Origin of the sequence: Geobacter sp. (assembly GCF_030834625.1) — a bacterium.
Taxonomy (GTDB): Bacteria; Desulfobacterota; Desulfuromonadia; order Geobacterales; family Geobacteraceae; genus Geobacter.
The window spans coordinates 30967-45768 of the sequence record NZ_JAUQXO010000010.1; the positions used below are offsets into that span (position 1 = coordinate 30967).

Here is a 14802-nt window from a genome sequence, read left to right on the forward strand (position 1 = left end):
CATGAAAGGTAGCATGAAAGAAGAGTTCTCCGACTACCAGAAATACTTCGGCATCGGACTCCGGGTGGAGGTTCGCTTTCCCCGTGCCCAGGAAGAGCCCTTCAGCGACGGGGCGATTATTTCCATGATGGATGAGGACCTGGTCAAACTTCAACTTTCGCGGGACATTCTGCCCGAAAACGTCAAGACCGAAACCGGCACAACAATCGACATCCGGGGGGGGAAGGAAGGGAGCGCCCACTGCTGTCGTGCCATCATCGTCGAGGAATGGGACGGGACGCTTCTGAACGTTCGGCTCATCGGCAACGTGATCCCCGACGAAATGCGGGAATTTTACCGGATAGAGACCTACATTCCAATCCGCTACCGGCTGGAGCCCGACACTTCCCCTGAACAGATCAGAGAGCAATGGCACGCACGACGTTATTCTTCGCCCCACCCCGCTGAGGGCGCCCTTCCCCTTAACCAGGGGAGCGAGCACCTCCCCCTCGATGAACCGGCGAGCGCCTCCCCCCTGGCGGCCAACCTGAGCGGTTCGGGAATCAGGATCAGGATCCACGAGGAACTCCCGACCGCCGCCCTGGTCCCCATGGAACTCTACCTTCAGCTCGAAACGCTCAAGACGGTGCCGATCGTGGGTGAGGTTGTCCAGGTGTCCCCTTTGCATACCCGGGAAGGGGACGCCCCCCTCTTCAGCACCGCACTCCGGTTCACCTGTATCGATGAACGGGATCGCGACGCCGTCATCAGATTCATCTCGCGCGAGCAGCTTGCACGTCTTCGCTCCCATCAAGGAAGCGTCAGCATCTCGTCCCTCGACTACGAAGCCTACTCCCGGCAGAAGAATGTGCAACGGATAGTCCTCGTCATCGGCATAGTCCTTATAGTTGCCGCCATTGCCGCGGCACTGGTCCTTTCCCGGCTAAACAGTCCCAAGGGAGAGATCGAACAGACCTTCGAGCGGGAAATACAGAAGTATCGCAAACTCATGCCCTGGCGCTGACCGCTCCGAAACCTCTGAACGTAACCGATTGCGAACCCCGCCATCCTCCCGGCAAATACTGAGCACTTAATGTATTCGATTTGAGCAGATTCCTACTCAACGCCACCCTCAGCAGACAGCCCCCCGCGACGTATACAACGTAATCCTCCCCTCAAAAACAGGTTCATCTGCATATTGTGCAATGTTTTCAAGCTGTTGCCACTTATCGTCAACCAGCTCTCCAAACTGGTACGCCTATTGTATTAGACTTGAGCCACGAGGCACGAGAGTACCACACGCTCGCGCAGCCGCTTTCAGGAGGTCCCACGGTGCTCTACAAATCAGTAACGGAATCGTTCAACGAATTCATCATCGACCGCAACGATGCAACATGTATCCGCTGCAAGGTCTGTGTCCGCCAGTGCGCCTACGAAGTCCACTCCTATGTGGATACCGCCGACGCCTTGACCGAGGACAACACCCTCTGCATCGGCTGCCGCCGCTGTTCGGCCCTCTGCCCCACCGGTGCCATCACGATCAGGGAAAATCAAGAGGTGTTCAAGCGGAACGAGTCGTGGTCCAACAGCCACATCCGCAACCTCTACGCCCAAGCCGACACTGGCGGTATTCTGCTGGCGGCCATGGGGAACCCGGCCAAGTATCCCATCTACTGGGATCACATGCTGCTGGACGCCTCCCAGGTGACCAACCCTTCCATAGATCCGCTCCGGGAACCGATGGAGTTGAGGACCTATCTGGGAAAGAAGCCCCACTCCATCGAAGTGGTCCGTGACGAGCAAACCGGCAAGCCCAAGCTCGCCACGAAGCTCACCCCCCAGATCAAGATGGAGTATCCTTTCATTTTCTCCGCCATGAGCTACGGGGCACTCAACCTCAATGCCCACAAGGCCATGGCCATGGCCGCCACAGAACTGGGCACCCTCTACAACACCGGCGAGGGGGGGCTCCACAAGGACCTCTACCAGTACGGCAGCAACGTCATGGTTCAGGTGGCTTCGGGCCGCTTCGGCGTGAGCGAAGCATATCTGAACGCCGGCGTGGCCATCGAGATCAAGGTGGGCCAAGGGGCCAAGCCGGGAATCGGCGGCCACCTGCCGGGAGAGAAGGTCAACGACCAGATCTCGGAGACCCGGATGATACCTGTGGGGGCGGACGCCATCTCGCCGGCGCCCCACCACGACATCTACTCCATTGAGGACCTTCGCCAACTGATCTTCGCCCTCAAGGAAGCAACCAACTACACGAAGCCGGTATCAGTAAAGATCGCGGCAGTTCACCACGTGGCTGCCATCGCCTCGGGTGTGGCCCGGGCCGGCGCCGACATCATCACGATCGACGGCTTCCGGGGGGGGACCGGCGCAGCGCCCCAGGTGATCCGCGACAACGTCGGCATCCCCATGGAGCTGGCCCTGGCGGCAGTGGATGCGCGGCTTCGCGACGAAGGAATCCGGAACCAGGTCTCCATCGTAGTAGGGGGCGGGGTCCGTTCTTCGGGTGATGCCATCAAGGCAATCGCACTGGGGGCCGACGCCATCAACATGGGAACCTCGACCCTCCTTGCCATGGGCTGCACCCTCTGCCAGCGCTGCTACACCGGAAAGTGCCCTTGGGGGATCACCACCAACAACCCCTACCTCGCCAAACGCCTCAACCCTGAACTGGGCGCCGAGCGACTGGTGAACCTGGTCCACGCCTGGGGCCACGAGATGAAGGAAATCCTCGGCGGCATGGGGCTCAACGCCCTGGAATCGCTGCGGGGCAACCGCTACAAGCTCCGGGCACTGGGACTCACCGAAAAGGACATGAACATCCTGGGCGTCATGCCCGCTGGAGAATAAGGTATGAAGCGCATCTACATGATCGAAGACGCATGCATCGGCTGTCACCTCTGCGAGGTGGCCTGCATCACCGAGCACTCCCAATCCAAGAACCCTGTCAAAGCATTTCTCCACGAGGAGAATCGCCCCATCTCCCGTTGCACCGTCGAGGAGTGGGACGGAGGGGTCGTATCCTTCTCCACCACCTGCCGCCACTGCGACGAACCCGACTGCATGCGGGCCTGCATCTCCGGCGCCATCCAAAAGAATGACAGCGGCGTGGTCCGGATCGACACCGAGCAGTGCGTCGGCTGCTGGTCCTGCGTCATGGCCTGCCCCTACGGCGCAGTGCAGCGCAACCTCACGAAGAAGAAGGCCAACAAGTGCGACCTCTGCCCGGACCGCACCAGCCCGGCCTGCGTTGATGCCTGCCCCAACCGGGCGCTCGTCTACAAGGAGGGGAGCCAGAAATGAACTACGTGATCATCGGCAACTCGGTGGCAGCCGTCGGCGCCGTTCGGGGGATCAGAAGCACCGATCCGCAGGGCAACATCACCATCATATCCCGGGAGCGCCACGTGGCCTATGGCCGCCCACTCATCTCCTACCTCCTAGGGGGCCTCATCACGGAAAAGCGGATGCCCTACCTTCCCGAGGACTTCTATGAGAAGAACCGGGTGAACCTCCTGCTCAACGCGGAAGTGGTGGGTGTCGACACCGCAAACGGCAAAGTGACCATTGCCGGGGGCGACGTGATTTCCTATGACAAGCTCCTCGTGGCCACTGGCGGCGACCCTTTTGTCCCCCCCATCGAGGGGATGGCCGGCAAGGACCGGATCTTCACCTTCACCACCTGGGACGACGCGGCAAAGCTCAAGGGAATGGCCAACGACATCCAGAAGGTAGTGGTCATCGGTGGAGGGCTCATCGGCCTCAAGGCCGCCGAAGGTCTTCATCTCCTCGACAAGCAGATCACCATCGTGGAACTGGCCGACCGGATCCTCTCCGCCGCCTTCGACCGACCCGCCGGGCGGGTGGTGGCCAAAAAGATGAAGGCCAACGGCATCGATGTCATCACCGAGGACACAGTGGTCCGGATCGAGGGGGAAGGTGCCGTCATCACCGGGGTTACCCTCAAGTCGGGAGATTTCATCCCCTGCGACACGGTCATCGTCGCCATCGGGGTGCGCCCGGCGGCCGGCTTCCTCAAGGGGAGCGGCGTGGAAGTAAACCGGGGCATCGTCGTGGACGACCGGATGGAGACCAATGTGAAGGGGGTATTCGCCGCCGGTGACGTGGCCGAGGCCAAGGACTTTTTCTCCGGCGTCAAGAACCCGATGCCAATCTGGCCCGACGCCTACATCCAGGGAGACATCGCCGGAGTGACCATGGCCGGCGGTTCAAAGGGTTACCCGGGCGGCATTGCCATGAACTCCATCGAACTCTTCAAGGTTTCCACCATCTCCATGGGGATCACGAACCCTGTTGAGCCCAAGGAATACGAGATTCTCACCTATCAGGATCTGGAGAACTACCAGTACCGCAAGATCGTCCTCAAGGACGGGCTCCTGGCCGGCGCCGTTATCGTGGGGGCCGTGGACCGGGCAGGCATCTTCGCCGGGCTCATCCGCGACCGGATTGACGTGACCTCCTTCAAGGACCAACTCCTCACCCCCGACTTCGGCTTCGTCAACCTCCCGCGGGATATCCGCTCCGCGCTCTTCGCCCCCGTCGGCAAGGTGACAGGTGCCGACGAGCCGGCCCGGGCCGTCGGTCACTGACCCGGCACCGTTTCGCGACGACCAGATCGAGGTTTAAACCATGACCAGAACATTGAAACCGACCCATTACTTTCAGAAAGACATCTCCAACTGCGGCCTCACCGGCTTCATCTCCACCGCCGGGAACCTGGTCGAGGGGAGCGTCATCATCAAGTCCATCGCCCTAATGCACGACCGGGGGAACGGCCTCGGCGGGGGGTTTGCCGCCTACGGCATCTACCCGGAGTACAAGGAGTTCTATGCCTTCCACCTTATGTACGAGAACGGCATGGCGCTCCAGCTCACGGAGGAGTACCTTGAGCGGCACTTCTACATCGAGCATTATGAGGATATCCCGACCCGCCGGACGCCGGCCATCGCCAACCCGCCCGCCTTCAAGCGCTACTTCGTGAAGCCGCTCCAGACCGCCGAGTACAAGGAGGCGGTCGAGTTCCAGAACATGACCGATGAGGACGTGATCGTCCGCCACGTCATGCTCATCAACAACGAGATCGAGGGGTCCTTCGTGGTCTCCTCCGGCAAGAACATGGGGGCTTTCAAGGGTGTCGGCTACCCCGAGGAGATCGCCGACTTCTTCCGCCTGGAAGAGTACCAGGGATACATCTGGACCGCCCACAACCGCTTTCCGACCAATACCCCTGGCTGGTGGGGGGGCGCCCACCCCTTTACGCTGCTGGACTGGTCCATCGTTCACAACGGCGAAATCTCGTCCTACGGCATCAACAAGCGCTACCTGGAGATGTACGGTTACCTCTGCACCATGCTCACCGACACCGAAGTCGTGGCCTACACCCTTGATCTGCTGATCCGCAAGCACGGTCTCACCCCGGAGTTGGCGAGCCTTGCCATGGCCTCCCCCTTCTGGGACATCATCGACGCCCTTCCCGAGGACGAACGACAGCTTCTCACCGCCATCCGCCAGTGCTACGGCAGCGCCCTGCTCAACGGCCCCTTCGCCATTCTCTTCGCCAGCAACGAGGGGCTCATCGGTCTCAACGACCGGGTGAAGCTGCGCCCCCTCGTCTGCGCCACCAAGGACGACTTCGTCTACATGGCCTCAGAAGAGGCGGCCATCCGCGAGATCTGCCCCAAACCCGACAAGGTCTGGGCGCCCCGCGGCGGAGAGCCGGTCATTGCCAAGATGAACCCCGGCGTAGCTTAACAGTGAGGATCACACCCATGAAAATTGACGCTCAGGGTCTCTACTACCGAGACCTCAACCAGAAAATACGCGAGGCGGTGGCCGAAGGGGCCACGGAAATCGTCCTCGATAACGTGAACGGCCAGTACTTCATCGGCGACGGGATCAACAAACCGGTTACCATCACCGTTAACGGCGTTCCGGGCAATGATCTGGCCGCCTTCATGAACGGTGCCACCATCATCGTCAACGAGAACGCGCAGGACAACATCGGCAACACCATGAATGCCGGCAAGGTCATCGTCCACGGCCACGCGGGGGACGTTCTCGGCTACGGCATGCGTGGCGGCCGGGTCCACATCCGCAAGGACGTGGGATACCGGGTCGGCATCCACATGAAATCCTATGAGTCGAACAAGCCGGTCCTGATCGCCGGCGGCAAGGCTGGCGACTTTTTCGGCGAGTACATGGCGGGGGGTGTCCTCATTCTCCTCGACATGTTCAGCGACGAACCGGAGAAACCGAAGCACGGTTTCCGCTTCGGCACCGGCATGCACGGCGGCACCATCTTCGTGCGGGGCGGCGTGGACGAAAGGAAGCTCTCCCAGGAAGTGGGGGTCTTTGAGCTTACCGATGAAGACCGTCAGGAACTGGAAGGGTATCTGAGGGAGTACTGCAACGACTTCGACATCGATTACGCAGGGGTGGCAAAGGAGGAGTTCGTGAAGATTCTCCCCCGGAGCAGTCGCCCCTACGGTAACCTCTATTGCCCCATGCCCCGCTAAGGCGTGAGCGCTATTTTACCTTGAAACGCACAAAAGGAAGGCCGTTGGCCTTCCTTTTGCACTATTAGCAGGAGCACGTTTCAAGGGAAGAGCCCCGCCAGGGCCTGCAGGGAGCGGCAACAGGTCGAAACGGTTGACACCCAAAACCCATTTCTGGTACCGTTTCCCCGCAGCACACAAACAAGGCAGGTAAATAACTATGGATTTCAAGATGTTAAGCAGGAGAAGCTTCCTCAAGGCCACCCTTACAGGCGCCCTGACACTCATGGGAGTAGGGTCGGCATTCGGACGTTTCGAGTCAACACCAGAATTCTTGCCCCCCGGACAATTGACACTCTTCAACACCCACACCCGCGAACGCATTTCCCTGGCTTTCAGGGATGCCGCAGGCAACTACGATCTGGATGCCCTGAATACCATGAACTGGATCCTTCGCTGCCACTACACCAACGAGACGACGGTAATGGATGTCAAAACCCTCGAATACCTGAACCTCGTGGACAAAAAGCTCGGCGGCAACAACGAGATCCATATCGTCTCAGCCTACCGCTCGCCTCTCTACAACAACCTCCTGCGAGAAAGCGGCCATGGGGTTGCCCGGCAAAGCCTCCACCTTTCGGGCAAAGCCATTGACATCTCAATCCCCGGCAAGAACATCGCCAGTATCCGGGAAGCGGCCGTCGGCCTCCACATGGGCGGTGTCGGCTTCTACCCTGGCTCTGGGTTCGTTCATATTGATTCTGGCAGCTTCAGAACCTGGTAACGGGACTGAGCTCCCTCTCAAACCCCAAAGCATGCGTTAATGGTGCCGCTGACATATCGTCGTGCGTTCAGAGGCCGGCATCACCCACGACCGGATCAAGTTCATAATTGACGCTGAATCCCCCCTCGCGCCGCACCGCCTCATGGAAGATACCCGAAGCTTCCTCGAGTAGAAGTTCCCTGAGGAACCTCCGCTTTTTCGGCGGCATGATCAGCGTCGGCTCTCCCTTTATCCCTGCCAGGCGCCCCGCCTCCTCGACGGCATCCTCGAGGGTGCCGAGCCGATCCACGAGTTTGAGAGACATGGCCTGCTCGCCGGTATAGACACGGCCGTCCGCAAGCCTCCTAACCTCCTCCACCGGCAGTTTCCGGGCCTCGGCAACGACTTTTACAAACTGGGCATGGAGATTGTCGATCACCCCCTGAAGGAGGGCCCGATCCTCCTCGGTCAGGGCACGCACCGGCGAACCGGCGTCCTTGAACTTCCCGCTCTTGAGCGTAAAAGCCTTCATTCCCACCTTGTCCATGAGCCCCTCGACATTGGAGAGCTTCATCAGAACGCCGATGCTCCCGGTGATAGTGCCGGGGTTGGCGTAGATAACCGCCGCGGGTACGGCGATATGATACCCTCCCGAAGCGGCCACGCTCCCCATGGAAACAACCACCTTCTTGGTTTTTGCAAGCTTTTTGACCGCATCGTAGATTTCCTGGGAAGGACCGATGACTCCACCGGGCGATTCTATCCTGAGAACAACCGCCTTCACGTTCGTCCTCTTCCGCAGCTCGTTCAATTGTTTGACGGTCTCCTCGGACTCCAGGATAGGCCCCTTGACTTCCACATACCCGACACCTTCGCCGGATACCACGGTGGGGCCGTCTCCCAGGATCAGCCGTGCAACCTGGACCGACAGGACAAAAAGCAGGGCAATGGTCGCCACGACAATTGCACCGATCACGATATGGCTTTTTTTCATGGGGTTCTCCACAAAGAGAGTATAGGACTCCGGGTGGCGGGTTCCACGCATCGGTTCTGCAGAGAGATTCGGTAACTGTTTATAAATGCAGCTACAATGAGGATTTTTTCGCGATAATCATATTGACTGATGGGGGCGCTTTGCTACAATGAACCCATGAAAATTGTTGTTTTTTCCGATACCCACGGTAATCAGGCCCTTGCCGCCCAAGCCCTTGACTTGGCCGGTCATGCCGACCATATCATTCATCTGGGCGACGAAACCGATGATGCCACCTTCCTGGAGGCCTTAAGCGGCATAACCGTCACCAAGGTTCTCGGCAACTGCGACTTCGCGACAGATACCCCCCGGGAGGCAATGCTGGTACTTGAAGAAAAGAGATTCCTCCTGACCCACGGCGACCTTTATGGCGTAAAGGCGGGGCTGGACAAGCTCTCGAAGAGGGCCACTGCAGAGAAAGCCGACGTGGTCCTCTACGGTCATACTCACATCCAATCCGTCTGCACGATAGACGGAGTTCTTTACGTCAATCCTGGTTGTCTCAAAAAAGGGTACAGCGAACCGAGTTTCGCCCTTCTCTCCCTGGAAAAAGGTACACTCTCCGCTGACATCGTCCCCCTGCACCCGACCTCTCCCTGAAATCGCCTCCCGCGAGAAAAGCGAGGCACGTTCCGATCAGCAGCCGCAACCGCAGTTGTGGCACACCTTGCGGTTATGATCCTCGGGAGGAACCGTTTCGGGGGCAAAGGCAATCCTCATCACTGCCCGCCTGATATCGTCCAACAGGTCGAGATTGGGGCTCTGGCCAATAATGTGCCCGACGCAGACGCTCCCAAAGCCGTCATCCGGTGAGGATATCCTTACCGCATTCAACAGGTCGGCGTAGCTGTTGATGTCGATGGTGAAGGCGTCGTTGCGTGCCCTCTTCAACACGACGCCGCCACGGGAAAGATCACCCTCAAGCGTGCCAAAGAAGCGTTCCGCCTCCACGCCGTCGAGATCCACCTTCCAGTTGTCCCTTACGTGATTCTGGCGATAGAAAACCACCGTTATCTCTTTTGCTCCCATCAAACGCATCCTCCCTTGACCAGTACCGTTGTCATCCCCCCGATGCCTTGCGCTGCAGCGAGCTGAATACCATGTCGAGGACCGCCTTCTGCCGTGCTTCGTACTTGTTCATCACTGCCAGACAGGTGCCAAGGGGAAAATGCTCATGGAGATAGTCGGCATCACGGCTGGAGAGAACGATTATTCTGCTCTTGTCCATCCCCACCTCGCATGCGTACTTGACGACCTTGTCCCCATCGAGCACCGGCATTTCGTAATCCACCAGGAGCAGATCCACGTCCCCTTTGCTGATGATCGGAAGGGCACGGACCGGATTCGAACAGATCTGAACTTTCAGTACAGGATAGTGCTGGTTTATATATCGCTTAAGAAATTCCGAGAACGCTTTGTCGTCATCGACGATCAGAATCTTTCCCATCCTCACCTCGACCGGTTCCGCTGCCACTTATCATTTCAGCAGTCACTTGATCACCTTCGTGGCAACACTCAACACGCGGAACGGAACCTGGAGATCGAGCATCCTTGCGCTTTTCAGGTTGATCACGAGCTCCACCTTGCGGGGGGTGAGTACCGGGAGCTCTCCGGGCCTGATGCCCGAGAGGATCTTGGCCGCATGGTCGGCAGCCAGTTGTCCCTGCTCTGTAGGGCTGGCTTCAAGGGTAACGAGAGCGCCCTTCTCGGACGCATCGGGCACCAACGAAATAACCGGCACCTTCACGTCCATCGCCTTGCGCACGATCCTCTCCATCCCTCTACCCACCACAGAACTTTCGGAGACAAAAAGGCAGTCGGATTGAGCAAGGAGATGAGCCAGGGCCGCATCAAGACCCGAGGCAACCGGAACGTTTGCCTCCACCACTGAGAACCCCTTCTGGGCCGCCAGACGCTTGAGCTCCTGCATCTGGACATAGGAACCGCGCTCTCTGCTGTTATAGAGGATTCCAAGGGTCCTGATGGGGCGTATTTCTATCATGGTCTTGACGAGCATGGCCATGGGCACCTTGGAGCTTACGCCGCAGAGATTGCCCCCTGTTTTCGTCAAGCTGCGCGAAATCCCTGTCTCGACCGGGCCATAGACGTCCGCGAACACGATCGGCACCCTGACGGTCTCCTGCGTGGCGGAAATGGTGGCAGGGGCACCAAAGGTGACGAGAAGATCGGGCTTGAGTGCGTTGAATTTCCTGACGCTGTTGGCCCAGGAGATGAAATCGGGGTTCGGAGTCTGCGTCACGAATTCCACCTCCCCCTCGCCGTACCCTTTTGCGGCGAGCGCCCTGACAAACGAGCGGTAGGCATCCTTGTAGCGCGGCATGTCGCTGGTAAGGACAGCAGCCACAAACTTCCTCGCTGCGAACGAGGGCGAGGCGCAGATAACCGAGACCAGAATCGGCAGAATGTACAATAATCGTTTCAGTGCCATGGGGCAATACCACATAAAAGTTCTACCATGTCGTCTTCAGGAGGGCGGTAACCGCGTGTACCGATCCCTCACCGTCTGATGACAGTCGATTGTCGTAGGTACGGTAGGTATAATCCAGTGAACAGCCAATATGCTTTGTCACTTGGTAGTCGGCCCTGGCCGACAAGGAATTCTCCAGCGTCTTCACCAGCGAAAGCTCACGGATGCCATCGGTAGATGTGCCTCCTGAGGTGACTCCATCGGGTTTGAACTCGGCGCGCGACCGCACCTGCTGCAACGACAGGGAGAGGTCGAGATTGTCGAGAGCGCGGTACACAGCGTTAATGGAATAGATTTCGGCTTGGGAGACGTATTCGGAAGCGACGTCCTGGCCGTTGAACACGCTGGCGAAAAGAACCGCCTGCTCGGCCCTGGTCCGTAGAAAACCGAAATTGCCGCTGACCGTGAGTCGCTCAACGGGGCTCACCCAAAAGCCCAAGGCCGTATGAGTGAAATGACGGGTTCGAGGAAGAACATAGGTTTCGGGATCAAGAGGGGGTTCAGGATGGGTCGTTCGTGAGATGTGGTCGTTCCATTCCTGTGCGACACGGTAGTTGGCCGACAAGCCCCAGCGGCCGGAACTCGTATACGTGGCGAGCAGCCGCCCCTCGTGCTTACGCTCGGGGTCGGAATCGTAGAGGGGATTGTTGGTGGTGGTGTACTCGTAGAGTCCCCTCAGGCGAAGTCCCTTGAAGGGGCGGATGAGTACCGTCAGATTGCCCCGGTGGGTGTCGGAATCCTCCGGCAGGTTCCAAGTCGTATCGGAAGCTGTCGAACCGGTGTTGTCACGGTGCTGGAACATCCCCCGATACTCACCGTTGACGCTTACAATCGTGTTCGGCCGGATGGTGAAATTGGCCGAAACGATGTCCCGGCGCGTGTCGATGGCCGGGCGTGGCATTACGCTTGAAGGCGACAGAGAGGGAACGATAAGGGTCGACGGGGCATCGCGGTCGATCTCCAGGTGCCGGTACTTGAGCGCCGTTGTGAACCAGGCACAGGGTGAATACGTGAAATCGCCAGCAGCGTTTTGAAGCGTGTCCCGGGCACTGTCTGCACCCGAAACAGTGGTCAGCGACGTGCGGTTCTCACGCCGCCCGTAGGAATAGGAGGCGGCTCCGGTCACGCCGCCTGCCGGTGAGGTGTAGAGTTTCACCGTGTGGGCGTAGTAGCGGCTTTCGGGCGTTTCGTTGTGTTCCGCCAGGCCGGAGCTCAAAGCTTGGTATACATCGGTAGGTGTTGATTTCCTGTCGTCAAACTGCCTGAACTGGAACGAATAGACGACGTTGATTGGCCCCAGATGCGCGTCGAATCCCGCCGTTCCCTCTTGGGACAACCGGTCGATCTTCCGTGACCGAAAGTAGAGGGCAGAAGAGGGGGTTGCTGAGTAATAATTTTCGAAGCTGAAATCCGCATAGCGCAGCTGCTGCGTCCCTTCACGGTCGATGAGCCAGTGGCTCAGATTCAGGTGAATCGGGTAATCGCGCAGTTTGTAGCGAAACTGGACCGTATCCTGTCGAGTGGTGATACCGTAGCGGGCTGAACGATCAAGATCGTCAATAATGGTTACATCACCCGTTTCGTGATCGAGATTATGGTAGAGCGATTCGGTCCGCGCAGTGAGCCGGTAATAGCCGGCATAGTCGAACATGAGGTTGGCGACGTAGTCTTTCCGATTGAGAAAGGCACCGTCCACGTCAAGCTTCAGCTCCTTGCCAAGATACACCAAGCGTGCGTCGCCCGTGAAACTCGAATGGAGATAGTCATACTCGGCGGCCCTGCCGCCTACATCCCTGATTCCCACAAAACGGTATCCGGCTGAAACCGCCGCTTGACGCTGGGCTTCGACCTCAACCTCCTCGTAGGGCTGCTCTGGAGGCTCGTCAAAGGCCTCCTCTTCAACCTGTCCCGCAACAACAGGGGCCTGACCATCCGTTCCCGAATCGGGAGCAGATTCGTCGGCACCCGCCGTAGCGACCGCAGTCGCCATGAGGCACGCCACCATCACCACGAATCGTGCTATGTATCCCCGCCTTATCACAATGCAAACTCCTTACGGTTGGCCGGATGGCTTCTACCGGATGAAACTCCCCTTTTTGTCAGTGGGCGTCGGAATATCGGTCCCGTGGATCTGTGAGTGGCAGTCGGTACAGCGGTTGTTGTACAGCGCCGTATCTCCTCCCCCTACCACATGCCCCGCATGGCACTGAAGACAGAGAAACGGCATGGCCGCGTTCAGGAGATAATTATTGACCGACCCGTGGGGTGCGTGGCAGTTCGCACAGTTCTCAGTCACGTCACCATGTTCGAAGGCGAAGGGACCCTGCTTCTCCATGTGGCAACGGGTACAGAGCTCCTTGGGAGTGTTCCCCTTGAGCAGATGGGGCTGGATCGCTCCGTGGGGGTCGTGGCAGTCGGTGCAGGCAATCTTCTTCTCCCGGATCGGGTGATGGGAAAAGAGACTGTTCTCTGCCTTGACTTCCGGATGGCACCCATAGCAAAGCTCGGCGGTCTCTTCCCGACTCACTTTCTGGCGAGGACCCCGGTGGAGCTTGTGGCAGTCGAAGCAGCCCACGTCATTCAGTGCATGAACGCTCCCGTTCCAGTGGGCCAGGCTCGGCGACGAAGCCGCCGCGTGGCACTTGAGGCAGATGAGGGACTGGGCCGGCGTGGGGAGGGTATTGATGTCAAGGAACGTATTCGTGTCGCACTTGACCTTTTTCTCATCGTTTTCCTGCACATCATCGCCGATCTTCTCGATGGCAAGGCTGCCCGGGCCATGGCACGACTCGCAGTTGACGAGCGGAAGGCCGGTTTCGGGTTTTATCTGCTCACCGTGGACACTGTGCTTGAAGTCACTGGTGATCTTCTCGTGCTTGTGACACTTGGAGACACAGTTGTCGGTGCCCACGTATTCGGCGTCGAGGCGCCCTACAATCATCCGCTCGTATTCGCGGACAGGCAGAAAGGGGTGATCCTGCTTGAGTTCTGCACAGGACGTGAGCAGAAGCGCTCCTGCCGTTGCCACGACTAAAGATACAATGGCACAGATTTTTCGGAACGAGTTCATATGGTCCTGCTTTGAGTGGATGAGTCAATGGCAAACATAGGTTGCGGTTACCCCTTGATCCCCTTGGTGGTTGTGTAGATGAACGATTTAATGACCGGGTCGTCGCTCGCCTTGATCTCGGCAGGTGTTCCGACACCGACGATGGTTCCGCCATGCATCATGGCGATCCGGTCCGCGACGTAGAGGGCGAAGTTCAGGTCATGGGTCACGATGACCGTGGTGTTCTTTGTAAACTTCTTCAGGTTCAGAATCGTACTGGCCAACTCGTCCGTGGTAACCGGGTCGAGCTCGGCGGTGGGCTCATCGTAGAGAATCAGGTCGGGGTTCATGGCCAGGGAACGGGCGATGGCGACCCGCTTCTTCATCCCCCCAGAGAGTTCGGATGTCCTGAGATTCTCGGTCCCCTCGAGCCCCACTATTGCCAGCTTCTCATGGATCATTTCCCTGATTCGCGGCTCCTTGCAGACCCGCTTTTCCCGCAGCCACAACCCCACGTTTTCCCCCACGGTGAGGGAATTGAAAAGAGCCGACGACTGAAAAACCATGCTGTAGCGGTAGTTGGCGGACGCCTCCTGACCGTTGTCGGCAAAGATCGGATGTCCGTCGATATAGATTTCGCCGCTGTCGGGACTCACCAGCTTGACGATATGCCTGAGAAGCACACTCTTGCCGGTTCCCGAGGGGCCGATGATGGCGAAGGTTTCGCCGTCGTGGATCTCCAGGTTCACGTCCCTCAGGACGTGCTTCTCCCCGAAGTACTTGTTAAGATTCTCGACCCTGATTGACACCCCCCGGGTCTCGCTCAAATCGATCCGGCAGCCCGATTCCTCGTCATGGAAGATGGAGCCGGCGAGGCCGTGCATGAGCTTGTGAAACAGCCCGCTTTCCTCATTTGTCTCCATCAGCGACTTCACAAACACGTCCATCCTCCTGGGAACTGGC

General features: G+C 58.6%; 15 protein-coding genes. 8 read left to right on the plus strand and 7 right to left on the minus strand.

The window, feature by feature from the left end; genetic code table 11:
• The first annotated feature begins 13 nt into the window (after positions 1-13).
• The 7 genes from RCH91_RS01490 to RCH91_RS01520 all read left to right on the plus strand — a co-directional run bounded on the left by RCH91_RS01490 (position 14) and on the right by RCH91_RS01520 (position 7290).
• Entirely contained in the window at positions 14-1003 is a 990-nt protein-coding gene (locus RCH91_RS01490) for a PilZ-like domain-containing protein (RefSeq protein ID WP_306532749.1), read from the plus strand.
• A 308-nt stretch (positions 1004-1311) separates the two neighbouring features.
• Positions 1312-2841 carry a glutamate synthase-related protein gene (locus RCH91_RS01495; protein WP_306532750.1) on the plus strand — a complete coding sequence of 510 codons (1530 nt, stop codon included), beginning with the start codon at positions 1312-1314 and terminating at the stop codon, positions 2839-2841.
• A gap of 3 nt (positions 2842-2844) precedes the next feature.
• Positions 2845-3294, plus strand: a complete 450-nt coding sequence (locus RCH91_RS01500; RefSeq protein ID WP_306532751.1) for a 4Fe-4S dicluster domain-containing protein — start codon at positions 2845-2847, stop codon at positions 3292-3294.
• Entirely contained in the window at positions 3291-4601 is a 1311-nt protein-coding gene (locus RCH91_RS01505) for an NAD(P)/FAD-dependent oxidoreductase (RefSeq protein ID WP_306532752.1), read from the plus strand. The genes RCH91_RS01500 and RCH91_RS01505 overlap by 4 nt, the downstream gene beginning before the upstream one ends.
• A 40-nt stretch (positions 4602-4641) precedes the next feature.
• Complete coding sequence (locus RCH91_RS01510; RefSeq protein WP_306532753.1) at positions 4642-5763, plus strand: glutamine amidotransferase family protein; 1122 nt, start codon at positions 4642-4644, stop codon at positions 5761-5763.
• Between the two features lie 17 nt (positions 5764-5780).
• Complete coding sequence (locus tag RCH91_RS01515) at positions 5781-6527, plus strand: hypothetical protein (protein WP_306532754.1); 747 nt, start codon at positions 5781-5783, stop codon at positions 6525-6527.
• Positions 6528-6726: 199 nt separating this feature from the next.
• The gene (locus RCH91_RS01520; RefSeq protein WP_373694355.1) at positions 6727-7290 is read left to right on the plus strand and encodes a YcbK family protein; all 564 of its coding nucleotides are present in this window, start codon (positions 6727-6729) and stop codon (positions 7288-7290) included.
• 67 nt (positions 7291-7357) lie between these two features.
• Here RCH91_RS01520 and sppA read toward each other — a convergent pair whose 3' ends face one another.
• Positions 7358-8263 carry a signal peptide peptidase SppA gene (sppA, locus tag RCH91_RS01525; RefSeq protein WP_306532756.1) on the minus strand — a complete coding sequence of 302 codons (906 nt, stop codon included), beginning with the start codon at positions 8261-8263 and terminating at the stop codon, positions 7358-7360.
• A 156-nt stretch (positions 8264-8419) separates the two neighbouring features.
• On the opposite strand from sppA, the gene RCH91_RS01530 reads away from it, so the two are divergent.
• Positions 8420-8902: a metallophosphoesterase gene (locus tag RCH91_RS01530; protein ID WP_306532757.1), complete on the plus strand. Its 483-nt coding sequence runs from the start codon at positions 8420-8422 to the stop codon at positions 8900-8902.
• Between the two features lie 36 nt (positions 8903-8938).
• Here the strand turns inward: RCH91_RS01530 and RCH91_RS01535 are convergent, their stop codons facing one another.
• The 6 genes from RCH91_RS01535 to RCH91_RS01560 form a co-directional block, all read right to left on the minus strand.
• Complete coding sequence (locus RCH91_RS01535) at positions 8939-9331, minus strand: hypothetical protein (RefSeq protein ID WP_306532758.1); 393 nt, start codon at positions 9329-9331, stop codon at positions 8939-8941.
• A 31-nt stretch (positions 9332-9362) separates the two neighbouring features.
• Positions 9363-9749 (minus strand): response regulator transcription factor, encoded by a 387-nt coding sequence (locus RCH91_RS01540; RefSeq protein WP_306532759.1) that lies wholly within the window; start codon positions 9747-9749, stop codon positions 9363-9365.
• A 42-nt stretch (positions 9750-9791) separates the two neighbouring features.
• Positions 9792-10667 (minus strand): ABC transporter substrate-binding protein, encoded by an 876-nt coding sequence (locus RCH91_RS01545; protein ID WP_306532760.1) that lies wholly within the window; start codon positions 10665-10667, stop codon positions 9792-9794.
• Positions 10668-10773: 106 nt separating this feature from the next.
• The gene (locus RCH91_RS01550; protein ID WP_306532761.1) at positions 10774-12831 is read right to left on the minus strand and encodes a hypothetical protein; all 2058 of its coding nucleotides are present in this window, start codon (positions 12829-12831) and stop codon (positions 10774-10776) included.
• A gap of 33 nt (positions 12832-12864) precedes the next feature.
• On the minus strand, positions 12865-13860 hold the full coding sequence (locus tag RCH91_RS01555) for a DmsE family decaheme c-type cytochrome (RefSeq protein ID WP_306532762.1): 996 nt from the start codon (positions 13858-13860) through the stop codon (positions 12865-12867).
• 47 nt (positions 13861-13907) lie between these two features.
• Entirely contained in the window at positions 13908-14762 is an 855-nt protein-coding gene (locus tag RCH91_RS01560) for an ABC transporter ATP-binding protein (protein ID WP_306532883.1), read from the minus strand.
• Positions 14763-14802 lie beyond the last annotated feature (40 nt).

Excerpts from the sequence above, each read along its gene's own strand:
- RCH91_RS01555 (WP_306532762.1), bottom strand. The coding sequence starts at position 13,860 with ATGAACTCGTTCCGAAAAATCTGTGCCATTGTATCTTTAGTCGTGGCA.
- RCH91_RS01515 (WP_306532754.1), top strand. The coding sequence starts at position 5,781 with ATGAAAATTGACGCTCAGGGTCTCTACTACCGAGACCTCAACCAGAAA.
- RCH91_RS01505 (WP_306532752.1), top strand. The coding sequence starts at position 3,291 with ATGAACTACGTGATCATCGGCAACTCGGTGGCAGCCGTCGGCGCCGTT.
- RCH91_RS01520 (WP_373694355.1), top strand. The coding sequence starts at position 6,727 with ATGGATTTCAAGATGTTAAGCAGGAGAAGCTTCCTCAAGGCCACCCTT.
- RCH91_RS01530 (WP_306532757.1), top strand. The coding sequence starts at position 8,420 with ATGAAAATTGTTGTTTTTTCCGATACCCACGGTAATCAGGCCCTTGCC.
- RCH91_RS01510 (WP_306532753.1), top strand. The coding sequence starts at position 4,642 with ATGACCAGAACATTGAAACCGACCCATTACTTTCAGAAAGACATCTCC.
- RCH91_RS01560 (WP_306532883.1), bottom strand. The coding sequence starts at position 14,762 with ATGGAGACAAATGAGGAAAGCGGGCTGTTTCACAAGCTCATGCACGGC.
- sppA (WP_306532756.1), bottom strand. The coding sequence starts at position 8,263 with ATGAAAAAAAGCCATATCGTGATCGGTGCAATTGTCGTGGCGACCATT.
- RCH91_RS01535 (WP_306532758.1), bottom strand. The coding sequence starts at position 9,331 with ATGGGAGCAAAAGAGATAACGGTGGTTTTCTATCGCCAGAATCACGTA.
- RCH91_RS01490 (WP_306532749.1), top strand. The coding sequence starts at position 14 with ATGAAAGAAGAGTTCTCCGACTACCAGAAATACTTCGGCATCGGACTC.
- RCH91_RS01500 (WP_306532751.1), top strand. The coding sequence starts at position 2,845 with ATGAAGCGCATCTACATGATCGAAGACGCATGCATCGGCTGTCACCTC.
- RCH91_RS01540 (WP_306532759.1), bottom strand. The coding sequence starts at position 9,749 with ATGGGAAAGATTCTGATCGTCGATGACGACAAAGCGTTCTCGGAATTT.